The organism is Telmatospirillum siberiense (assembly GCF_002845745.1).
Classification (GTDB): domain Bacteria; phylum Pseudomonadota; class Alphaproteobacteria; order Rhodospirillales; family Magnetospirillaceae; genus Telmatospirillum; species Telmatospirillum siberiense.
This window is the reverse complement of the sequence record NZ_PIUM01000032.1, coordinates 49,193-73,246: the sequence shown is the minus strand read 5'-3', so window position 1 is coordinate 73,246 and position 24,054 is coordinate 49,193. Positions and strand designations below refer to the sequence as shown.

Sequence of the window (24,054 nt, the reverse complement as noted above, 5' to 3'; positions counted from 1 at the left end):
CGCGTCACGCTTACTTGTTCTTTTGATCGTCGTCGGATTTTTCGCCGCCGCCACCGCCGCTGTTGCCACCCGTCGGCCCGCCGTCATCGAGGTTGTAGCGGACGCCGTTGACCTCGATGCTTTTGATATCCGCGGAATAGCTGGCCGTGTCGTTGAACGAAATATTGTCACTGACCGCGCGGTCCGGATGGAACGGCCCGACCATCGTCATGACAGCGACCGACATCCCCGGTTGCGCCTGGACGGCGCTGACGATACCGGAACCGGTGCTTACAGCGTCCTCTCCGCGCGCCTGAAGCGCCACAGCCGTATCTTCGTTCCCACCACTGCTGCTATCGTCGTTACCGCCATTGCCGTTGTTACCGTTACCGCCATTGCCGTTATTGCCGTTTCCACTGCTGGGATCGACATAAGTGTTGCCAGTGACTTGGCCGTTACCGACATTCGAACCTATCGCCTCGCTGAATCCCTGGCCTGAACCGTGGACATCGCTGACGTTACCGCCCCAGTTGAGTCCGACGCCGGCACCGATGTCATAGACGCCGCCAGAGGTTGTCAGATCGACCCCTGTATTTCCATGGGCGACGGTGCCGTTCCAGTTATAGCCAACCGCTCCGCCGACGTCGTAAATCAAATAGACACCAGACTGAGTTACGGCCATCGACCCCTGGACATTAAAGTTCTCTAGCGTTCCACCCTGATTATTACCAATGACTCCGCCATAATATTGACCATCAGTGCCATTGGTCGCCGACCATGATATTTTCATATAAGTAAAACCACCAACACCATTGATAGTGCCAGTGTTATATCCAACCACCCCACCTACATCTTGGCTATTGTCAGTATTCACCACGGTATTGTACCAGACACCGCTAATGGTGCCGCTGTTCGAGCCGACAACCCCGCCGATATCGTTGCTTCCCTGGCCGGCGGAACCCATCGCCGCCGAAACGGTCGCATTGACGGAGCTGTCCGTGATGGTTCCGCTTGAGCTTCCCGCCAGACCGCCGATGTAGGCGAGTCCGGATACCGTGACGTTTTCGAGGCTGGCGTCTGTGATGGCGCCTCCGCTGTTGGACCCGACCAACCCGCCGATATACTGCCCCAGGGACGAGACCGTTCCATTTTTCACGTAAACATTATTGATCGTGCCGTGATTGCTTGAGCCGACCAACGCGCCGTCATAACTGCTCGCGCTGGCGCTCGTGATCGTGACATCCACCAGTCCCAGGTCGCGAATCGTGGCGAGAGAAGCCCCCCCCCCATTAAGCGTACCGATCAAAGCGGCATTACCGTTGCCGGCGGTATCGTTGACGGTCAGGTCGCTGATGGTATGTCCCAGCCCTGCCAAAGTGCCGGACAGCGTGCCGATCGGCGCGCTGGTGTAGGTGATACCCGTGGCAGACAGATCTTGCGCCAGGGCATAATAACCGATGAGAGGGGATGGCCCCGACGAGCTCAGATCGTATAAGCCGGTAACAACATCATAGTATTTTCCCGTGACGGAATTATACGCGGCTGTAGTGAGATCATAGCTGCCATTGGCAGGGTCATAATATTTTCCCGTGATGGAATTATAGCCGTCAAGCGAGTCCAGTTGGCTCATGCTGTGGATCAGCGTGTAGACATTGCCATTCATGGCCAGACTGGCGTTCGAGCCGCTGAGGGTAATACTGGCGTATTCGGTGCCCGCCGGCGCCGTGTTCGCGATCGGTTTCCCATTCGCATCAAGGAGGGGCATCCCGCTCGCGTCCAAGACGACACCGCTGTAAGTGGCCGGAGTCAGAATGTTGTAATTGCCACCATAGTTCATGACCAATCCGGCGCTGGCGCCGGTGGCGGTGATCGATTTGTTGATAGTGATGTTGTTGGTGGCGCTCAGCGTCAGTGTCGTATCGGCGTCCCAGGTGATGGCGTCATTGACGGTGAGATCACCGCTCAGGGCGTTGAGCTTGAAGTTGCGCGTCGCCAGATTGCTTTCGACGTAATCGCTGCTAAAGGTACCACCGTTGCCGATGGAGATAGTCGGCAGGCTCAGGGACCAGGTGCCGTCGCTGCCGGTCGTCGGGGTCCAATCAGCGGCGTAGGAAACGCTACTGCCGGCCATTTCGACGAGGCCGCCGGTGCCGCCGGTCAGAGACACGTTCACCACGCCGCTGACCTCGGTCGTGCCCGCCGGGTTGGCGATGGCATAGGTGTTCAACCCTAAGCCGGAAGAATCCAGAGCAAGCGTCAGATTGTCCGCCGAGACAAACAGAGCTTTACCGCCGCCTACCGTCAGACTACCCGATTCGCTAACTCCCCCGCCGCTTACCAGAACAGCAAAGCCCCCATCGCTGATGATGATGTCGCCCTGGTTGACCACAGAGCCCGAGCCGCTGGCGAGGGTAAACAGGTAATTTCCGCTGTTGAAGTTGCTATCGCTAATGTCGAGCGTGCTGGCGACCAAGCCGGCGACATTGACGCTGGATCCTGATCCGAACACGATGCCGTTGGAATTGACAATGAAGACCCTGCCGTTGGCGGTCAATGTGCCGAGAATGGAGGTCGTCAAGCCACTGGTCACCCGGTTGAGGACAACTGAAGAGGCGTTGGGTTCCACGAACTTCACGGTCGTGCCGGAGAGCACGTTGAACTCCAGCCAGTTGATGATCGCCTTGTCCGAGGTGGTCACGGTGGTGGTGGTTCCGGATGAGGTGATGGAAGCCGTACCTTTGACGATATTACTGAGAACCAGATTGACCGGTCCGACCGCGACCGATCCGGTGGCGCCGGTCATGGAATAATTGGAGGCGCTGCTGCCACCAAGGGTCAACCCACTCACGTCGGAAATCGCCGCGTAGCCCACGAAACCGGTCGCCGTCGAGGCGACGGAGACGGCGCCGCTGAGAGTGAGCGTATCCCCGCTGACGATGTTGGCGACTGAGAGATTCGTGGCGCTGTCAGTCGTTTTTCCGTCATCCGCCTTGATGCCAGTCAGTTGTACAACCAAGGGATTGATCGTCGCCGTGGTCGTCGCCGTCGTGGAGGCCACGGTATAGTTGCTGGCCGCCGAACCGCTCAGGGTGATTCCACTCACCGTCACCGTCCACGTGCCGGCGTTGGCGCTGGCAAAGGCGGCGGTGCCGCTGGCCGCGACACTGCCGCTGTCGCTGGACACCAGCCCGGACAAGGCGACACTCGCCGCATCGGTGGTGGTGCCGTCATAGGTTTTATTCGCCGCCGTGACGATGGCTGTGAGGGTTGCCTTGTCGATGGCCCCCGTGGCCGATGAATTGATCGTGTAGTTGCTGGCCTTGCCGGTACCGTCGCTTATAGTTATCCCGCTGAGTGTGACGGCCTTGCCAGTACCGGCGTTGGCGTCGCCGAAGCTTGCACTCGAAACGACGTCCAGGGTCTGGCCATTGACGAGTCCGCTCCAACCCGAGACCGTGGCCGCGGTGGTTCCGTCATAGGTCTTCTCGGTGATCACGGCGGTCAGCGCCTTCGGCTTGACGGTGACAAGTCCCTTGATGTTGGTGTAGGTCGATCCCGACAGCAGGCTTTCGGCGTCCCAGATGCCGGCATCGACATAACCGCTGTCGGTGCTGGCGAGCAAATTGCTGGCCGTATCGCCGCCCTGCAGTCCTGTCACCGTCAAGCCGAGCGTGGCGGCAGAAATAGCGGTGCCGTAGGTCACCCCCGAGGACGTGACATAGATGAGAATGTTTTTGAGGATGGGAAGGCCAGAGGCGGAGAGCGCCCAGTCGGAGGAAGAGAACCCGTCGTAAAGGGAAGACGTGGTTGGGCTGGTCAGTTGGGTCACGCCGGTTGCGCTGTCGCTGACCGTCACCCCTCCCGACGCGTAGGTCGCGTACCAGTCGGCATTGGTGATCGTGCCCGTGTTGGTTTCCACAAAGCCGTACCGGGCGGTATTGGCCGTATTGGCGTTCGAATATTCGGTCGCGTAGGAGTTGCTGATCGTGCCCGTACCCGTGTTCACGCCGACGAAACCGGCGTTCCAGGTTTGATTTGCTGAAGCGGATGTGGAGAGCGCCGTCGTATAGGAGTTGGTGATGGTGCCGTCGTTTTCCCAGACGAACCCGGCGAGAAAGGGAGCCTTGTAGTACTTAGCGGCGTAGCTGTCGTAAGCGTAGCACTGGTCGATGGTGCCTGTGCTCCCGTTGAGACCCACGAAGGCGCCGACGGAGCCCGTCGTGCTAGACAAGGTCGTCGGCAGGCCCGTATAGGACCTTTCTATTGTCCCGAAATTTTCTCCGACCAGACCGCCTGCGTACTTGATGGAGCTGTTGCTCGACGAACTGTAGATATAATAGGAACTGGAAACAGAGCGGGAAGAGCTGTCGAGGATTGAGCCGCCGGCCTCGTTGATGCCGACCAGGCCGCCGATAATCTGATTGGTGACGGTCGCGGAGAGAGCGGCGGAGACGGCATCCTCGTAAATATACCCCATGTAATAACTTTGAGCGATCAGCCCATAGTTCTCGCCGACCAGACCACCGACGACCGTAATCGAGCCATTTTTGAAGTAATAAATGGTGCTGCCGGCGGAAACGAAATCGTTGATGACGTCACCATGGTTGACATTGGCGAGGATGCCTACCGCTGACGTCGCCACACTGGTTTCGGCCACCTGGGCGTAAGTCAAACCAAGGTTGCTGACCACCGAACCTTCGCTGATCGTGGCGAACAGGCCCGTTCCCTGATAGTAATTATTTCTTGTTTGGATAACATGGCCTAAGCCGTTGAAAACGCCGGTGAACCCATTGAAGGAACTGCCGGCACCGATGTCCGATGCAGGAGAAAAGGTAGCGCCCAGCACGTAGTACCGCGGTATGGACGTGTCCGCGTTCACGGTATCGATGGCTGTCTGCAGGTCGGCTGCGGTGTTGATGACCGTATATAGCTGAGAGTTTATAATAACCGCGCCAGAGCCACTGAAATAAATCTGGCCCGCGAATGTACCGGCTGACGAGCTTTGCAGGGTATAGAGCCCATAGGGTGTGCCATCGGCATTGGTGCCGGTGCCGTAATTGGCGGCGAGACTGGCCGTGCCCGTTGCCGTCATCGCGGCGTTGACATAGATGTTATGGGTGGCATTCAGAGTAAGAGTGTTGGCCGACCAGCTCACCGCCTCGTTGACATTGATGTTGCCGTCCGAACCACTGCCACTGGTTGATGAAATGGTCATGCTGTTGTTGACCAGCGCATTGGTCAGCGCCGTCCCCGTCATGTCGCCGCCGGTGCCGATGGTGAAGCCGTCGGGGTCGATCAGCCATGTACCGGTCTTGCCGGTGGCAGCCTTCGTGGTGACCACGGCGCTGTCGGCGATCTTCACCTTGTCGCCGCTGGTCTCGATGGCCCCGCCGTCGCCGCCGTTGGGCGCCGACGCATCCAGGGTGCCGGCCACCGTGGTGGTGCCGCCGTGGGCGTAAAGCGAGATATCGCCCTTCAGATCGCCGATGGTGCGGGCCTGGATCAGGCCGTCGTTGTTGACCTGGGCCGACAGCAGATCGTCGGCCGCCTTGGCGGTCAGGATCACTTTGCCGCCGTCGGCATAGATCGCCTGCCTGTTTTCCACCAGGGCGTCCAACGTGCCCTGGTCGACGCTGACGCTGAGCAGGGAATCGCCGTTGAAATTCAAGGTGATCTGGTCGCCGCCGGCCAGAGCCACCGTGCCCTTGGTGGCGACGATCACGCCCTGGTTCGACACCGTCTTGCCCATCAGCACGACATAACCGCCGTCCGTCGCCGTGATGGTTCCCAGATTGATCACCCCGGTGGAGGAAGAGCCCCGGAAGACATAGTTGCCGGCGTTGAAATCGTCGTTGGTGATGTCGAGCGTACTGGCGACGAAACCGGCGGTGTTGACGCTGGCCCCCTTGCCGATCAACACGCCGGCCGAATTGACCAGGAAGACCTTGCCGTTGGCGTTCAAGGCCCCGTTGATGACGCTTTGCTCGTTGCCGATCACCCGGTTCAGAGTCACCGCCGAAACGCTGGGCTGGTTGAAATTCACCGTCTCGGCCGAACCGACGCTGAAACTTTGCCAGTTGATGATGGCCTTGCCGGTCGACTGATCGATGTTGGTGGTCGTTCCCGAACTGCTGATCGCGGCCGTTCCGCTGGCCACCGTGCCGCCCTGCGGAGCGGCCAGGACGGGCGATGAACAGGCCAGCAACGCCGCCACGGCGACGGTCGACAAGGTGTAACGGCGAAACGATGGACGATCCGAACGGGGAAAAATCGCCGGCCTTCCACCCCATCCCCGTAAATTCAATGCATGGCTGCCGGTGCAGCCGGCCGATCCATCGACGTTCATCAAGCCCCCCCCCTTTCGCCCCCCGCGTCATCGCGGCGCAAAACCTCTCCCCGCGCCCGTCCGGAAACGGCCGATATAAATCTCAAATATATGACGTTATACCCTTGTAGGATGAGATATGCGGCGGAGTCAATAACTAGTCATTGTATATATCGAAAGTAAAATACACTAAAGTACGCTGCATATTTTCAACTTTTGCGTTTATTTGTAGGGAAAAATGAACAAAATTCTTCATAATAGACAAAACACAGACAAAAAAATGTCAGATTCCCGACAAAATTGATCCATCGCGGCCGTTTGATGACGGAGATTCACATTTGCGGACTGCATAAGGACGGGAACGCCGGTGAAGAAAACTCAAAAGTCGTCATGCCCGGACTTGAGTCACGGCTGTCCGGCCGACCAGAGGCGCAAAGATTCCCGATGACGACAATGGTGACCGACGGGACCTTGAACTGATATCTTCCGCACCGTCCCCCTCCCCTCCGAGGTCCCCATCCGATGCCGCTTACCCTGCTCGTCCTTCTTCTCGCCCTGTCCACCGCCATCGGCATCTGGCTGTCGTTCCGGCAGGGCCGCCACGTCCATGGGCGGCGCGGCGCCGTTCCCGCCGACTTCGCCGGAGCGGTCAGCCTGGAGGATCATGCGAAGGCGGCCGACTACACCCTCGCCAAACAGAAACTGGCGATCTTCGGGGCGCTGTGGGGACTGGCGGTCACGCTGGCCTGGCTTTTCTTCGGCATCACCGCCCTGCACGATCTCGTCGGCCAATTTTCCGCCACGCCGCTTTGGGCCGGCACCTCCCTGATTTTGGCGATGATCGTGATTTCGGGCGTCATCGACATTCCCCTCGATGTCGTCAAGACATTCGGCATCGAGACGAAGTTCGGCTTCAACCGGATCTCGCCCCGTCTTTTCGCGATGGATTGGGCAAAAGGCGTGCTGCTCAACCTGCTGCTGGGGACGCCCCTGATTTATGGGCTTTTGTGGCTGATCGGCGGAATGTCGGGGCTTTGGTGGCTGTGGGCCTGGGCCGGCTTCCTGATCTTCACCGGCACCCTGATGGCGGTCTATCCGATTTGGATCGCGCCCTTGTTCAATAAGTTCAAGCCGCTCCCCGACGGCGAGGTGAAAACCCGCGTCGAGACCCTGTTGGCCAAGGCGGGATACCGCTCCGGCGGGTTGTTCGTCATGGACGGCTCGAAGCGCTCCAGCCATGCCAACGCCTATTTCACCGGGTTCGGCCGCACGAAGCGGATCGTTTTCTTCGACACCCTGCTGGCCAAGCTCACCCCCGATGAAACCGAGGCCGTTCTCGCCCATGAATTGGGGCATTTCCACCACCGCGACACGATCCGCTCGATCGCCAGACTGGCCGCCGTGTCGCTGATCGTCTTCTTCTGGCTGGGAGTGGCGGTCAAACAGCCATGGTTCACCGCATGGATGGGACTTCCCGCCTCCGACGCCGTCGCCATCATCGTCGCGATGATCTGCATCGGACCGGTCGGCCTGGTCTTCGCCCCCCTCACCAACTGGGTTTCCTGGAAGGCGGAATGGCGCGCGGACGCCTATGCCGTCGCCTTGACCGGCGGTGGCGGCCATCTGTCATCGGCCCTGGTGAAACTCTCGCGGGACAGCGCCTCGACATTGACGCCGGATCCGCTGTTCGCCCGCTTCCACTATTCCCATCCGCCCCTGCCGCTCCGCCTGGCACGGCTGCACGGGCAACCGCAACCGGCGGGCAGGCCCCTTGGCGCGTCCGGCTTTTGATGAACCACCAAGACACCAAGACACCAAGACACCAAGACACCAAGACACCAAGACACCAAGGCGGCGGTGTCTCCACAGGCATTTTCCCGTCCCGTCACCGGCTGTCGGCCATATGCCTGCGGCGCAGATTGCCCGCCGTCGGATAATCCGAAAAGCACCTTGGTATCTTGGTGCCTTGGTGGTTCCAAATATCCGGGGTCGCCTTTCAAGCCATTGGAGGACCAGAGGCACCGGGAGAAACCTTACCGCCGGACAGATTCCCGCTGGCGCCGGGCCTCGTAGGCCTTCAGGTGCAGATGGGCCAGCTTGAGCAAAGGCACGCCGAGCCCGGCCGCCTGGGCGCGGCGCAACAGATCGCCGATCACATGATCGGCCTCGACCGGCCCGCCTTTTTCAACGTCGCGCATCATCGAGGCGGAAAGCGACGACCCGGCGGCGGTCAACTGGGTCCGCGCCTTGTCGAGAATGTCGGGCCGCGATCCATATCCCTCAGCCTCGGCGATCGACTGGGCCTCGGCCAGCAATCCGCCCAGCGTATCGACGCCGCCGGCCATGACGATATCGCCCACGCTGGCGCGCAGCAAACAGGTCGACGCCGCCAGCGTCGACAGGAACACCCATTTCTCCCACATCTCCTGGACGATCTGCCGGCTTGAGCGCCATTGCGCCCTGGCCCGGGAAAAGACGTCGGCCACGGCCTTGATCCGGGCGCTTTCGCTGCCGTCGCGCTCGCCGAAGGCCAGAAGATGAATATCGTTCAAATGACGAACCACGCCGGCCTCGTCGAGAGTGGCGGCAATGGCGCAAAGACCTCCCAGGACATGCCCGGCGCCGAAACGCTCATCGAGACTGTCCAGATGCCTCATGCCGTTCAGCAACGGCAGGATCATCGTTTCCGGCCCCACCGCGGGCGCGACGCTTTCCATGGCGGCGGCCAGATCGTAAGCCTTGCAGCCGAGCAGGACGAGATCCCAGGGCGCGGTGAGCGCCTCGGCCAAAACGGTGCGGGCCGGCAAGGCGATGTCGCCATGCGGACTTGTGACGACGAGACCGTCGGCGGCCAGTTGCGCCGCGCGCCGGGGCCTGACCAGAAAGGTCACGTCGATACCGGCCTCAAGAAGGCGACCGCCGAAATACCCCCCGATGGCGCCCGCGCCGACGACCAGGACTCTCAATTCACCCCTCCCCCAGGATTTCAAGGACCGGTTGGGCGTCCACCGGCGACGGCTCCTCGTCCGCCCAGCCGCAGGATCGCAAAAGATCGGTCAGATGCGGCGCCACCGGCGCCGTGACGATGACCGGAGATTTCTTCGGATAAAGCGGCACGCTGATGCGGCGCGCATGCAGATGCAGATGGGGCGAGAGAAGATCCGCCGTTCCCTTTCCATAGACGCCGTCGCCGACGATCGGACAGCCGATCGAGGCCAGATGCACCCGGATCTGATGGGTCCGACCGGTCAGAGGACGGCATTCGAGCCAGGACAAACGCCCGGTCCGCCCCAGCAGGCGCCATTCGGTGGCGGACGGCTGTCCGTGCGGATCGACCTTCATATGCCAGCCGTAGGTCGGTTTGATCTTGGCCAGGGGCTTGTCGATGACGCCCGATTCCCCTGGGGGTTCCCCCACGGTCACCGCCCAATAGGTCTTTTCCACCCGCCCATGCGCGAACAGGGCGCCCAGGCGCTTCAAAGCCTGGCGATGCCGGCCGAACACCAGGCACCCCGAGGTATCACGGTCCAGCCGATGGGCCAGTTCCGGCGCCTGCGGCAGGCCGAACCGCAAATGGTCGAGATAAAGCCCCAGATGCTCGCTCTTCTTGCCGCCCGCGTGCACCGCCAGGCCGGCCGGCTTGTCGAGCACGAGCATAAGGGCATCCCGGTAAAGCACCCGGGCCATCATGGCCTCGGGTGTGAAGAGCGCAGCGTCCACGATAATTCACCTCAATCCGGCCGGCATTCTACCTTGCGCCGCGCTTGGCTCCAACCCGGCTTGTCGTACGAAAAACACTCTTAGGGTTTGTCGCGAAATAATCGCTCCAAACCCTAAGATTCCATATGACGCCTGCGCTCCGCTTCGGCGGGCGAGAAGCGCCGCTCGGGCTTAGCGCCTGTTGATCCGATAATTTATCAACAGGCACTTTTCGCAATCGAACCGCCCGGCCTCGTCACGATAAAGGGTTCTATTTGGATGGAAAAACCCCATTCCAGTGGCATCACGCGGTGCGGAGTTTATTACCTGCTTTACTTTAGTGGTCAATTTACTTTACCATTCCCCGCATTGGCTAGCCGAAGGCCATCTAAGGGGGGAAGCGATCTGGGCGCGATCGTCATCCGGGAGTGGGATGACACGATCAGCGGAGGGGAGACCACGATCTGCAAAAGGTGGCTCCCTCGACGCCTGCATTCAATCCGATTGGCTCTCGGCCGACACGAGGAGCAACTATGCAAACTTGGACGCAGGTATACGATCCGCTGGGCAACCTATGGCTATCGTCGTTGGTGGCCGCTTTGCCGATCATTTTCTTTTTCCTGGCCCTGACCGTCTTCAAGATGAAAGGGCATGTCGCCGGCACCGTCACCGTGGTGATCGCCTTGCTGGTCGCCGTGCTCTTCTATCATATGCCGGTCACCACCGCACTGGCCGCCGTGGGTGACGGGTTCTGTTTCGGCCTGTGGCCGATCGCCTGGATCATCATTGCCGCGGTGTTCCTCTATAAGCTCACCGTCAAGACCGGTCAGTTCGAGATCATCCGCTCGTCCATCGTCTCGGTCACCGAGGACCAGCGGCTGCAGATGCTGCTGATCGGCTTCTCGTTCGGCGCCTTCCTCGAAGGGGCCGCCGGTTTCGGCGCTCCGGTCGCCATCACCTCGGCCCTGCTGGTCGGCATGGGCTTCGAGCCGATCTATGCCGCCGGCCTCTGCCTGATCGCCAACACCGCCCCGGTCGCCTTCGGCGCCATGGGCATTCCGATCCTCGTCGGGGCCCAGGTCGCGGGCGTTGACGCCTTCAGGATGGGCGCCGAAGCCGGCCGGGTGCTGGCCGTGCTGACGCTGCTGGTTCCCTTCTGGGTCATCTTCATCATGGACGGATGGAAAGGCGTCAAGGAAACTTGGCCGGCGGTCCTGGTGGCTGCTGTCACCTTCGACGTCGGACAGTTGCTCGCCTCCAACTATATCGGCTTCGAGCTGCCGGCCATCCTGGGCTCGATCTTCAGCCTGATCGGCACCGCCATCTTCCTGAAGTTCTGGAAACCGAAGAATATCTTCCGCTTCAAGCACAGCAAGGCCGCCGGCGAGAACAAAACCTATACCGGCGGACAGATCTTCATGGCCTGGTCGCCCTATATCATCCTGACCTTGTCGGTGGTGCTCTGGAACCTGCCCTTCTTCAAGGTCCTGTTCGCCAAGGGCGGCGCCCTTTACGAGACCACGATCACCTTCGCCGTGCCCTATCTGGACAAGATGGTCCTGAAGGCTCCGCCGATCGCCAAGGTCCTCACCGCCTACCCCGCCAGCTTCAGCCTCAATCTGGTTTCGGCCACCGGCACCGCGATCCTGGTCGCCGCCGTCGTCTCGATGATGGTTGTCCGGGCGAAGGTCTCGATGGGCGTTTCCACCTTCTTCGAGGTGCTGAACGACCTCAAGAAGCCGATCTGGACCATCGGCTCCGTGGTGGCCTTCGCCTATGTCTGCAACTATTCGGGCCTGTCATCGACCCTGGCCCTGATGTTCGCCGAATCGGGAAGCGCCTTTACCTTCTTCTCTCCCGTGCTGGGCTGGGTCGGCGTCTTCCTGACCGGCTCGGACACTTCGGCCAACGCCCTGTTCTGCGCCCTGCAAGGGGCCACGGCCCAGCAGATCGGCGTCAGCGACATTCTTCTGGTGGCGGCCAATACGACCGGCGGCACCATCGGCAAGATGATCTCGCCGCAGTCGATCGCCGTGGCCTGCGCCGCGGTGGGCATGGTCGGCCGCGAATCCGAACTGTTCAAATTCACCCTGAAAAGCAGCCTCTTCTTCGTGATCATCGTCGGTATCCTGACCACCATTCAGGGCTACCTGCTGCCGGGCACCATTCCCTGATGCAGCGGGGAGCTGCCTGGATATCCGAGGCAGCTCTCCATCGCATCCAACTTACAGCGCCGCAGCCCTTCCGCTGCGGCGTTTCTTTTTTCCCTGAACCATCGGCAGGAAGCGAAAGGATAGGTAATCCCGCCTGGACGTTTGCAAGAACTCCTGATATCGGTATATTGAAGTTCGAAATTATTTGAGATAGCTGACATGATGATGAATATCTCCGTCAGGACTGTCTTTCTTAGTGTTATAACTCTCCTCTCTTTCTCCTTATTCGTTGTTACCGGCGACAGGATGGTTCGCGCCTGGCGGAGTTACGCCGACGCCCAGGCAACGCGTGACCTCAGCGAAGTCGACCGCAGCCTGTTCAAGACCTTCGTCCAATTGCGGGTGATCCGGGGGGATATCGGCGGCGCGGTCATCGGCAGGGACGACCCGGCCGCGGCGATCACCGATTATAAGCGCAAGATGGGTGAGCTGATCAGCGCGGCCGCGCAAAGCCTGCGGCAGGTCGCAATCACCCGCGAAACATCCCTGCCGACCGACCTTGAGCGGCACTGGCAAAGCAGCGATGGCCATTTCAAGCAGATCTTCGACGAAATCGCCCGCCCGAAAGCCGAACGGGATGTGAAAAGCTTCGATTCATGGACCGCCGACAACATCGCCATCGCCCAGGTGTTCGGCGATGCCTCCCTGGCGCTGGCGAACAGTATCCGGATGACGGATCCGGTCATCGGCGAACTGATGCTCATCCATCAGTTGGGTTGGCGGTTGCGCGACCGCTACGGTCTCCAATGCGTAATCCGCTCCAACATCTCGACCGGCCGGCCGCTCACCGACGCGGTGAAAAATACGGTTCTCACCATGCGGACCACCATGGACGCCGATTGGGCATCCCTCCAGGGCGTGCTGTCACGCCCCGGCGCCAGCCCCGCGCTGGCCGAAGCGATGAAATCCGCCCGCGACGTCACCAACAAGGCCCATGCCGAGGAAGACCGGCTGATCGCCCGGCTGGACGGCAGCGGCACGCCGCTGATGCCGGTGGAAGAGTTCAACCGGCTGTGCAATCAGCCCTTCGAGCCGCTGGCCAATATCGCCTACCGGGCCCTGGACGAGGTGGTCGCCTATGCCGACCAGCAAAGCACGTCGGCACGCAATCGCCTGCTGTTCGACGCTTTCGTCTTTCTCTTTGCCATAGCCATGGGGGGAACGGGATGGTTTGCCGTCCATTCCCGTCTTTCCAAGCCGTTCAGGATCCTCATGGGCGCCATCCAGCATCTGACGAACCGCGACTACAGTGTCGCGGTGCCGACGCTCGGTCATGCCGACGAACTGAAGAGCATGGCGGACGCGCTTGAAGAGCTGCGCGTAAGCGCCGCCACCGCGCAACGCCTGGCCGCCGAGGAGGACGCCCGGCGACAAGCCGAACTGCGCCGCGGCACGGCGGTCGAAGCGCTGTGTCGCGATTTCGATACCACCGCCGACCAGGCCATGACCTCTCTCGGATCGACAACGTCGTCGCTGCGCGATACGGCCGGCCAGATGCAGTCAACGGCCAACAATGCCTCGTCACAGGCCGAGCAGGTCGCCGCGGCCGCCCGACGAGCCGCCACCAACGTCCAGACGGTCGCCGCCGCCACCGAGGAACTCAACGCCTCCATCAGCGAGATCAGCGCCCGGGTTCATGCCAGCGCCTCGACCGCGCAACAGGCCAGTGCCCAGGCCGAACAGACCAATACCACCGTCGAAGAACTCAATCGTGCCGCCCAGCGCATCGGCGAGGTGGTGCAATTGATCACCGATATCGCCAGCCAGACCAATCTTCTGGCCTTGAACGCCACCATCGAGGCGGCCAGGGCCGGCGACGCCGGCAAGGGATTCGCCGTCGTCGCCAATGAGGTCAAGCACCTGGCCACCCAGACGGCCAAGGCCACCGAGGAAATCGGCCAGCAGATCAGCGGCATTCAAGCCACCACCCAGGGGGCCGTGGTCGCCATCCGCGCCATTACCGGCGCGATCGGAGAAATCAACGAAGGCGCCGCCGCCATCGCGGCGGCGGTGGAGGAGCAAGGAGCCGCCACCCAGGAGATCGCCCGCAATGTCCAGCTCGCCGCGCAAGGCACGCAGGAGGTCACCGAAACCATCCAGGGGGTTGCCGGCAACAGCCGTCAAACCGGCGCGGAAGCCAGCAATGTCCTGGTCTCGGTCGATCTGATGGTCTCCGAGGTCGACGGCTTGCGCGAGCGCGTCCAGGGCTTCCTGGGGGGCTTACGCAAGCTCTGACGACGCCCCATATGCGTTAGACTCTGCAAGAGCGAAAAAACTCCGCTTTTTCAACGCTCAATCGCCGCGCGGGCTGGAGTGCATTGACGGAATCGTTGAATCTTCTGTTTGTGTCAATGCACTGACTTAAAGTATTCCCTCTCCTCTTGAGAGCGACGGCATTCACACATCTTTATTTTTCGGTGAAAAAATCTGTCGTTCGCGAGCCGAAGACGAAGCAATGCTGGCGAACGACACTCTTTTCTCCACAGAAGAAGGAATGTCTGAACGCCCTAACCTCCCCTATTGCGCCACGCTTTCCTCCCGCACCCCGGAGAGAAAGCTGTCGACGACCTTGCGCAACGTATCCGACTGCCGGCTGAGATCCTCGGCCGTCTCCAGCACCTCCCGGGCGACGCCATTGCTTTCCTTGGCGTCGCTGCCCACCTCGGCGATATGGCGCGCCACTTCCGCCGTGCCCTGGTGCGCCTCCTGGATGTTGCGGGCGATCTCCTCGGTTGCCGCGCCTTGCTGCTCCACCGCCGCGGCGATGGCGCCGGAAATCTCGTTCATCTGGGCGATCGTCGCGGCGATATTGCGGATCGCCGCGACGGCGTTTTCCGTGCGCTGCTGCACCTCGGCGATCTGACCGCTGATTTCTCCGGTGGCCCGCGCGGTCTGGTTGGCCAGGTTCTTGACCTCGCCGGCGACCACGGCAAAGCCTTTCCCGGCCTCGCCGGCCCGGGCCGCCTCGATGGTGGCGTTAAGCGCCAGCAGGTTGGTCTGGCTGGCGATATCGTTGATCAGGCTGATCACGTCGCCGATCTTGCCGGCGGCTTCGGCCAATCCCCGCACCAGCCCGTCGCTGGTCTGCGCCTCGTCGGCGGCGCTGAGGGCGATCTGGCTGCTGTGTTGGATCTGTTCGGCGATTTCCCGGCTCGACGTGGAAAGCTGCTCGGTCGCCACGGCAACCGTTTGCACGTTGGATGCCGCCTGATCGCTGGCCGCGACCACCGAACTGGCCTGTTCGAGGGTCCGGTCCGAAACACTTGTCATGCCGGCCGCCGACTGACGGAGCCGTTTCGATTCCGTGGCGACGGACATCATCACATCGACGATTTTCCGATCGAAATCTTCGGTCAGGCGATTGATGATCGCGGTGCGCCTTTCCTTGCGCAGGCGTTCCTGTTCCGCCGCCTGCTCCAGGGTTCGCCGCTGGATTTCGTTGCACCGCAAAATGTCGGCGGTCCGCGCGATATTGCCGACCTCGTCCTTGCGTTCCTGACCGTGAAAGGCGTCATCGAGCTCGCCTTTCGTCACCCGGGACAATCCATCGGTCAATTGCCGCAAGGGCTGGGCGATGGACAAGGCGATCATCCAGGCAAGGGCGCAAGAGCCCACGAAAACCAGCAGGGTGATCGCCAGATTGAGGAACATCTTCCGGTTAAGTCCGTCGACCCGCGCCTGGAGCAGGTGGTCGAGTTCGCCCAACGCCGCCTTGCCCAAATGATCGGCGGCCTTTTGCATCTGGACATGGGCTTCCCGCAACTCGCCCTCGGATGGCTTGGCGGCATCCCGGGAGGCGGCGAGATCGATCCGCCTGGTCAATTGCGACGCCTTCGCGACGAATTGGGCATAGGGACCGTCAAGCGCCGCTTTCACGCTGCCGTCGGGATTGCCCCGTTGCCCGGAGACGTAATCGCCGTCCAGTCCCGCCAGGGCGCCGACCAGCGCCCCCTTCTGCGTGAGAAAGGCGACGATCGTTTCCGGAGAGGGATCGGCCGAGGAAATCATCGGAACGGTCGCCGCCAGAGCCCGGCTGGCGGCGATCATCGCCGCCGGCATTTTCACCGTGACGAAGTCCTGCATGTAATAACTGTCGAGATCGGGATCGAGCGTGAGGTTGGATCCGTCCTCGACCCTGGCCATATGATCGGCCACCGCCTCGACGGCCGCGTCGAAGGCGGCCGTCGGGCTCCCCTTGGGCAGGTCGACCGCCGTCCCGGTCAATTCGCCGGCCTTCACGGCCGAATCGCCCAGGCTCATCTCGCCGCCGATGGCGCTGTCCAACTTGAGGACATCGTTCCTTGCCGTTTTGAGCTCCGCTCCCGAAGCCTCCCCCCAGGAGGCGGCGAGCAGCACCGAAAGTTCGCTTCTCAGCGCGGAAAAATATTGGCTTCCCAACTGTTCTTTCGCGGCGAAGACGACGTCCTTCTGCGTCTGGCCGACGAAAAGATAAAGCAGCAAAACAATCGGAATGAGGAACGATGAACAAACCAGGGCAAGTTTGTACTGGATCTTCAAGTTGTTGAACATGACCGTCCGGCCCCCAAAACCATTGAACCGGCAGCCTGGGCGACGGTCCGCCCCGGCGCATCCGGTTTTGATTGAACCCTTAAAGCGGGATTCGCGCGAAATACAGAATAGCTATATGGCTTTTATGGATAATCTGGGTACTCTCTAAGGGACGAACACTTTTCCTCGCGGAACTTTTTCCCAAGAGAAAACAGTTTGGGCGAGGCCGACGACACCATCCCTGGTAAAGGTTTTGTGGCGTGTCTTCACGATCTCCAAATGGACGAACAGTGCCGACAGATCTGCTTCTGATCGACGATTCCCTCACCGATCTGCGCCTATTGATGGACATGATGACGGCGCGGCAGTTACGGGTCAGCGTGGCCTTGGATGGCGAAAAGGGATATCAGCAGGCCGTTTTACAGCAGCCCTCGCTCATTCTGTTGGATGTCCGCATGCCGGGAATGGACGGATTCGCCACTTGCAGGCGCCTCAAGGCCAATCCGGCCACCCAGGTGATCCCCGTCATTTTTCTGACCGCGGCGAACGACCTGGACGAACGGCTTGAGGGATTTGCCCTGGGGGCGGTGGATTACATCGGCAAACCGTTCAACGAGGATGAGGTGCTGGCCCGCGTCGGGGTGCACCTGCGCCTTGCGCCCAAGGACAGCCTGCTCCCGCTCCCTGACCCCGGCGCTTTTCCACCGGAAGAAACCTCCACGGATGCGGTCCTGGTACAGGGGGCGCAGAAACTCCTCAACGAGACGATTACCAATCCGCCGTCGCTGGACGACCTGGCCCGCCTGTTGGGAACCAACCGACGCCGTATCAACAAGGCCTTTCAGGCGTGCTGCGGCCTTCCCGTTTTCGGCTGGCTGCGCGAGGAGCGGTTGCGGCGGGCTCACCACCTGATCTGCCACACCGATACTCCGGTTTCGCTGATCGGCGACCATCTCGGATATTCCACGCCGGCGAACTTCACCAAGGCGTTCCACGAACGGTTTGGTTTTCCGCCCCGCGACCTGCGGCGGAAAACGCGGCGGCCGATCCCGGATGCCCCGGCAACGGCGGAGGCGCCTTGACCAGCCACGCCATGACGACATTTTGCCCCGGGCCGGCAGGACGTCATGGACGACGGTTGGCCTTCCCGATCATCGGTTTCCTCATGGTCATGATCTTTGCCGGCCGCCTCGACGCGGCCGAGCCCGTCGAGTTGACCCCGTCGCCGCGGATCGATTTGTCGGACAAGGTGGACTGGTGCGAAAGCGATCCCGATCTGGACGTCGCCGATATCCCGTCCGATGCCTGCCGGCTGGTGCCCGCGACATCGCAGAGCTTGGAAAGGGGATATTCCGATCGGGCGTTCTGGCTGCGCCTATCCCTCACCAACCCGGGTCCGGAAGACGAGGAACGTTTGCTGGTGCTTGGCCATTCACGCCTGCAACGGGTCAGCTTTTTCGAATCCGTCTCCGCTGGCGGGTGGCGACGCAGAGAGGCAGGAACAGCGACCGCCCCCGCCACCCGGCCCGCTCTTTCGACCGATCCGGCATTGCCGATAAAACTGGCGGCCGGTGAAACCAGGACCGTTCTGGTCCGCGTCGCCTCGCAATCCTCGATCAATCTGAGCCCAACCCTATGGGATCCCAAAACCTATGCCGGTGAGCACCGCAGGGTGGAATTCCTGCAGGCGGTCGCCATCGGAGGCCTGCTGATGGCCGCCATCTTCCCGCTGATGATCTATCTGCAGTGGAAAGACCGCGCCTATCTCTATTTCAGCGCCTCTCAGTTCACCAAGGCCATTTTTGACAGCTGTTTCACCGGTTTGCTGCCGACTTACATACTTCCGGCCGACCAAGCCTTCGATATCCGCGTCCAGACCGGCTGGCTGGGGGCCGCCCTATCCTTTTTCATCCTGTTCGTCCGCCAGTTCGTCGGCAGCCGGCAAAGATATCCGAACTGGGACCGCCTGCTGCTGATGATGCTGGCCGCCGTCGTCGTCGCGACGGCCTGGAGCGGTACGGGAATCAACCATGGGATGGCGATTCGCCTTCTGGCGATCCTGGCCCTGGCCATCATGGTCAACGCCGCCGTACTGTTTTGGCTGGGGTGGCGCGACCGGCTGCCGGCATCGGGGTATCTGCTGTTCGCCTATTCCTCCGCCGTGCTCATCCTGGCCCATCGGATTTTCGACGCCTTCATGGGTGGAAGCGGCAGCCGCGAACTATCCCTCGGCTATTCGTGGGAATATCTGCTGACCTTGCCCACAGGCCTGATCGGCCTCGCCGTTCATAAGGACATCATGGTCTATTCCCTGGAATCCGCCCGGGCGGAAAGCGCCTCCCAGGTGGAGTTCCTGGCGCGGATGAGCCATGAGTTGCGAACGCCCCTGGATGCCATCCTCGGCAACGCGCAACTGCTATCGCGCTCATCCAACCAGTCGCTGTTGACCGAGGGGCTGGCGATTATCCGTGAAAGCGGCTGGCATCTGCTGCGCATGATCGACGACATTCTCGATCACACCCGCTGCATCGCCGGTAAACTCTCGCTGACCCCGAGAACCGTCAATCCGCATACATTTTTGCACGGCGTCGTGCAGAACGCGAAAATACTGGCCGCGCGCAACGGCAATCAGGTTTCCCTGCGGATGATCGGCGCCAATCGGCACGGGGTCTTGCTCGACGAGAACCGGGTCCGCCAAGTGCTCGACAATCTTCTGGTCAATGCGGCGCGCCATACGAAAAACGGATGGATCCGGCTGGATTGCCGTATCGGCGGAGAAAGGGCCGGAAACAAGCTGCGCCTTGATTTCGCCGTCACCGATTCCGGGGAAGGCATCCCGTTGAGCGATCAGGAACGCATCTTCCGGCCTTTCGAGCGCGGTGGCGGAACAGCCGGCAACGGAGGCAAGGGCGCGGGAATGGGATTGGCGATTTCCCGCCAATTGGTCGAAATGATGGGGGGAACGCTTACGGTGGAGAGCCGGCCGGGCGAAGGCGCCTGCTTCAGCTTTTACATCTTCGCCGAACCGGCGGATCTGGATGCCGTGGAACCGTCTCCGACGGCGGGATCGGCTCTTTCCAATTATCGGGGAACGAGACGAACCGTCTTGCTGATCGACGATGAGGACGCCAATCGCCACGTCCTCGCCCGTCTGCTTCACGACCACGGCTTCGCCGTCGTCGAGGCGCGTAGCGGGCAGGCCGCGGTCGACCTTTGCCGTTCCTTCACAAAGGCCGACATCGTCCTCACCGACCAGTTCATGGCCAACGGGGACGGCTGGATGGTGTTGCGCACCCTGTCGGAACTTCTGCCGGAAGCGCCTGTGTTATTGATGTCGGCGGCCCCGGCCGCCCGGCCGGAAGACTTTCCGCAAGGCCTGGATTTCACCCGGCATCTCCTGAAGCCGATCGATCACGAGGTTTTGCTGCGCCACATCGGCGACCTGCTCGACCTTGAATGGGAGGAACCCCCCGAGGAGACAGGCGAATCGCCCGCGACGGAGATCCCGGACGAATATCCCCCGAACGAGACCGACATGGAAATTTTGCGGGCAATGATCGAAGCGGGACAGGTGAGCGACATCATGACATGGGCCGCACGCCTGAAAATCAGGGAGCCGCGCTGCGCGATTTTCGCCGACCGGGTCCATACCGCCGCCCGCCAACTCGATTTCCCCGCGTTGAACAAGCTGGCCGGACCGCTCAATGTCCGCGGTCGGGAAATGCGGGTTAAACATTAGGCTTCGTTGACGGAGGGTGGCATCGGCCGTCAAGATCGCCGGATAGTCATACCGGCGAACAAGTCAGATCAACGGCTCGCCGGAATTACCCGTCGACAAGGGAAAAGGAACGTCACCGTGAGCAACTGGATCCCATCCGGCCGTCTTTCGATCGCCAAGGTTCTCCACGACTTCATTTCCAACGAGGTTCTTCCCGGAACCGGCGTCGCGCCCGACGCCCTGTGGGCGGGGCTCGAGTCCATCCTGACCGATCTGACGCCGCGCAACCGCGCCCTGCTTGCCCGTCGCGACGACTTACAAAGCGCCATCGACGCCTGGCATCGCGAACGCCGGGGCAAGGTCTTCGATCCGGCGGCCTATCAGGCCTTCCTGACGGAGATCGGCTATCTGCTGCCGGAGGGGCCGGATTTCTCCATCGGCACTACCCAGATCGACCCCGAGATCGCCCTGATCGCCGGACCGCAACTGGTGGTGCCGGTGATGAACGCCCGCTATGCGCTGAATGCCGCCAACGCCCGCTGGGGCAGTCTTTATGACGCGCTTTACGGGACCGACGCCATTTCCGCCGACGGCGGCGCGGAACCCGGACGAGGCTACAATCCGAAACGCGGCGCCAAGGTGATCGCCGCCGCCCGGGATTTCCTGGATATGGCGGCGCCATTGGCCTCGGGCTCGCACCACCAGGCCAAGGTCTATCGGATCGCCGGGGGCCGCCTTGAGGTCGGCCTCGCCGACGGCGGCGTTTCCGGGTTGGCCGAACCCGGAAAATTCCTGGGCTATCAAGGACAGGCCGAACAACCATCCCTGGTGCTGCTGAGCAATCATGGCCTCAGAATCGAAATCCATTTCGATGCCGCCCATCCGATCGGCAAGGACGATCCGGCCGGCATCAGCGATGTCGTCCTCGAATCCGCGGTCACCACCATTCAGGACATGGAGGATTCCATCGCCGCCGTCGATGCCGAGGACAAAGTCCTGGCCTATCGGAACTGGCTGGGCCTGATGACGGGAAGCCTGACCGCCGCCTTTCCGAAGGGCGGCAAGACCGTGCACCGGGCGCTGAACGACGACCGGATCTATACCAGCGCCCGGGGCGGAGCCCTGACGCTTCCCGGACGCAGCCTGATGCTGATCCGCAACGTCGGCCACCTGATGACCATCGACGCCGTGCGGCTGGCCGACGGCAGTCCGGCGCCCGAGGGCATCCTGGATGCGCTGTTCACCTCGCTGATCGCGCTGCACGATATCAAGGGGCCCAGGAAGAACAGCCGGGCCGGATCCATCTATATCGTCAAGCCGAAGATGCACGGGCCAGAGGAGGTGGCGTTCGCCTGCGACCTGTTCGCCCGCGTCGAGACGGTGCTGGGCCTGCCCCTCAACACCATCAAGATGGGCATCATGGACGAGGAACGGCGGACCACGGTCAATCTCAAGGAATGCATCCGCGCGGCGCGCAACCGGGTGGTCTTCATCAACACCGGCTTCCTCGACCGCACCGGCGACGAGATGCATACCTCGATGGAGGCCGGGCCGATGATCCGCAAGGGCGACATGAAAAGCTCGGCCTGGATCAAGGCCTATGAGGATTGGAACGTCGACAACGGCCTGGCCGCCGGCCTGCGGGGACGCGCCCAGATCGGCAAGGGCATGTGGGCGATGCCCGACAAGATGGCCGACATGCTGGCCGCCAAGATCGTCCATCCCACCGCCGGCGCCAACACCGCCTGGGTCCCCTCGCCCACCGCCGCGACGCTGCACGCCACCCACTATCACAAGATCGATGTGGCCGCCCGCCAGGAAGCCCTGAAGTCCCGGCCACGCGCCAGCCTCGACGACATCCTGACCATTCCGGTGGCCGATCGCCCCAACTGGTCGGCCGAGGAAATCGCCCAGGAGCTCGACAACAACGCGCAAGGCATCCTGGGCTACGTCGTGCGCTGGATCGATCAGGGCATCGGCTGTTCGAAGGTGCCCGACATCCATGACGTCGGCCTGATGGAGGACCGCGCCACCTTGCGCATCTCCAGCCAGCATATCGCCAACTGGCTGCATCACGGCGTCTGTACGGCCGATCAGGTCATGGAAACCCTGAAACGCATGGCCGCCGTGGTCGACAAGCAGAACGAAGGCGATCCGGCCTATCGCCCGATGGCCGCCGACTTCGACGCATCCGTCGCCTTCCAGGCCGCCCGCGATCTGATCTTTCTGGGCCGAGAGCAGCCCAGCGGCTACACCGAACCGCTCCTGCATAAAAGACGCATCGAAGCCAAGGCGAAGTTCGGCGGGTAGGGGCGAAAGCCCCTCTCCCCTCGTGGGAGAGGGCTTAGCCTCCGGGCAGGGACGCCGGGGCAACGATCATTCAGCGCGGCGGGAATGCCCCTGCGGCCGCGTCATGAGACAAACCGGATGCCCACGCCCCCTGGGAGCGCGGTTGCAGATCGCGCCACCGCGATACCGCCTGCCCCCGTATCGCGGCACGCAGCGCGCACCAATCCTCATGGGCGCGCCGGCAAGCCGGGCCGCAGAAACTCGTCCGGTCGTGATTCTGGTCGAGCATCCCTCCGCACCAGGCGCATCTCGGTGCATTCATGGCATCCCTCCCATTGCAATCGGATATGGAGAGAAACACTACAACGCGCGGATACCGGCTGGCGCGGCGCCAAAAGATTGGCCCGCCGGTTTTTCAGTCATGCTCCCGGATACCCATTGGTTTAGCCCCCCGCATCAAAGCGGACATGCCCGCTCCGCAGGCCGTCCCCAGGAATGCTCCGGCGATGATGTCGCTTAACCAATGGTAGTCGGCACCCAGAAGGCCTGCCGCCACCAGCAGGACGAATCCCGCCCAAATCCAGCGCAACCGGGGAAAAGCCATCCACAGCACGCTCATCGGCGCCGCCGCCGCCGTCGTATGGCCGGACGGAAACGAGGCCCATCCCCGGCCGCCGTGGAACGGCAGAAAGGAGAAGACGCCTTGCCCGATCCACGAGGGATTGCCATCGACCCAGGTTTCCGGCCAGGTGCGTCCGAAACAATATTTGAGCTGCTCCTTGAAGGCCAGGGCCACCAGCGTCGCCAGACAACAGGCCAGGATCTGGCGCCCCCGCGCGTCGGGCCGCCAGCCGCACAGCATGGCCACGGCCAGGCCGGCCAGCGTGCCGGCGGCGAGATAGGGAACCGGTTCGACGAGCCAGGTCAGCCATACGAAAAAGCGCACGCCATGGAAATGCCCATGCGTCCAGGTGGCGATGCCGCGATCCAGAAAGGCGATCGAAAAACCGACAAGAACCGCACAGGCGAAACCCCAGATCAAGACTTTGGCGGCGGCGGAGCGATGCTCGAAGGACAAGAACGGCGTTCCTTATGCGGGCGGACGATGATCGACGCCCGGGCACTGTCGGACAGGGCGATGCGTTCTGTCCAGTGACGATCCGGCGACCAGCCCCTATTGACAACTAAAAATTGAAATATAAGAAAGACAATCCCCACTTATAACTTCAGGTTTTTTCGCTCCCGGAACCGTGGCACCATCGCGGGAGCACCCTTGAGGTATCGCTTTCTTCGTTAAAAAATCCTTCAGCAAAAGCCTGCGG

The 24,054-nt window shown here is 61.7% G+C and carries 11 protein-coding genes; 6 read left to right on the top strand and 5 right to left on the bottom strand.

Annotated features, from left to right (window positions below):
* Window positions 1–10 precede the first annotated feature (10 nt).
* Complete coding sequence (locus tag CWS72_RS21840; protein ID WP_241911846.1) at window positions 11–6,325, bottom strand: two-partner secretion domain-containing protein; 6,315 nt, start codon at window positions 6,323–6,325, stop codon at window positions 11–13.
* A 501-nt stretch (window positions 6,326–6,826) separates the two neighbouring features.
* Here CWS72_RS21840 and CWS72_RS21835 point away from each other — a divergent pair.
* The gene (locus CWS72_RS21835) at window positions 6,827–8,095 is read left to right on the top strand and encodes a M48 family metallopeptidase (protein ID WP_101252769.1); all 1,269 of its coding nucleotides are present in this window, start codon (window positions 6,827–6,829) and stop codon (window positions 8,093–8,095) included.
* Between the two features lie 242 nt (window positions 8,096–8,337).
* Here the strand turns inward: CWS72_RS21835 and panE are convergent, their stop codons facing one another.
* Both panE and CWS72_RS21825 read right to left on the bottom strand, forming a co-directional pair.
* Window positions 8,338–9,270: a 2-dehydropantoate 2-reductase gene (panE, locus tag CWS72_RS21830; RefSeq protein WP_101252768.1), complete on the bottom strand. Its 933-nt coding sequence runs from the start codon at window positions 9,268–9,270 to the stop codon at window positions 8,338–8,340.
* Between the two features lies 1 nt (window position 9,271).
* Window positions 9,272–10,024, bottom strand: coding sequence for an RluA family pseudouridine synthase (locus CWS72_RS21825; protein ID WP_338056215.1), 753 nt, complete (start codon window positions 10,022–10,024; stop codon window positions 9,272–9,274).
* Window positions 10,025–10,536: 512 nt separating this feature from the next.
* Here CWS72_RS21825 and CWS72_RS21820 point away from each other — a divergent pair.
* Both CWS72_RS21820 and CWS72_RS21815 read left to right on the top strand, forming a co-directional pair.
* A complete protein-coding gene (locus CWS72_RS21820) occupies window positions 10,537–12,177 on the top strand; it encodes a lactate permease LctP family transporter (protein WP_101252766.1) in 1,641 nt (546 codons plus the stop codon).
* Between the two features lie 285 nt (window positions 12,178–12,462).
* Window positions 12,463–14,451, top strand: a complete 1,989-nt coding sequence (locus CWS72_RS21815; protein ID WP_158240773.1) for a methyl-accepting chemotaxis protein — start codon at window positions 12,463–12,465, stop codon at window positions 14,449–14,451.
* A 282-nt stretch (window positions 14,452–14,733) separates the two neighbouring features.
* Here the strand turns inward: CWS72_RS21815 and CWS72_RS21810 are convergent, their stop codons facing one another.
* Window positions 14,734–16,746: a methyl-accepting chemotaxis protein gene (locus tag CWS72_RS21810; protein ID WP_101252764.1), complete on the bottom strand. Its 2,013-nt coding sequence runs from the start codon at window positions 16,744–16,746 to the stop codon at window positions 14,734–14,736.
* Window positions 16,747–17,015: 269 nt separating this feature from the next.
* On the opposite strand from CWS72_RS21810, the gene CWS72_RS21805 reads away from it, so the two are divergent.
* From CWS72_RS21805 to CWS72_RS21795, 3 genes are all read left to right on the top strand, one after another.
* Window positions 17,016–17,807 carry a response regulator transcription factor gene (locus CWS72_RS21805; RefSeq protein WP_101252763.1) on the top strand — a complete coding sequence of 264 codons (792 nt, stop codon included), beginning with the start codon at window positions 17,016–17,018 and terminating at the stop codon, window positions 17,805–17,807.
* 56 nt (window positions 17,808–17,863) lie between these two features.
* Complete coding sequence (locus tag CWS72_RS21800; protein ID WP_158240772.1) at window positions 17,864–20,464, top strand: hybrid sensor histidine kinase/response regulator; 2,601 nt, start codon at window positions 17,864–17,866, stop codon at window positions 20,462–20,464.
* A 117-nt stretch (window positions 20,465–20,581) separates the two neighbouring features.
* Complete coding sequence (locus tag CWS72_RS21795; protein WP_101252761.1) at window positions 20,582–22,753, top strand: malate synthase G; 2,172 nt, start codon at window positions 20,582–20,584, stop codon at window positions 22,751–22,753.
* A 394-nt stretch (window positions 22,754–23,147) separates the two neighbouring features.
* On the opposite strand, the gene CWS72_RS21790 is transcribed toward CWS72_RS21795, so the two are convergent.
* Window positions 23,148–23,810 carry a phosphatase PAP2 family protein gene (locus CWS72_RS21790; RefSeq protein WP_101252760.1) on the bottom strand — a complete coding sequence of 221 codons (663 nt, stop codon included), beginning with the start codon at window positions 23,808–23,810 and terminating at the stop codon, window positions 23,148–23,150.
* Between the last annotated feature and the right edge of the window lie 244 nt (window positions 23,811–24,054).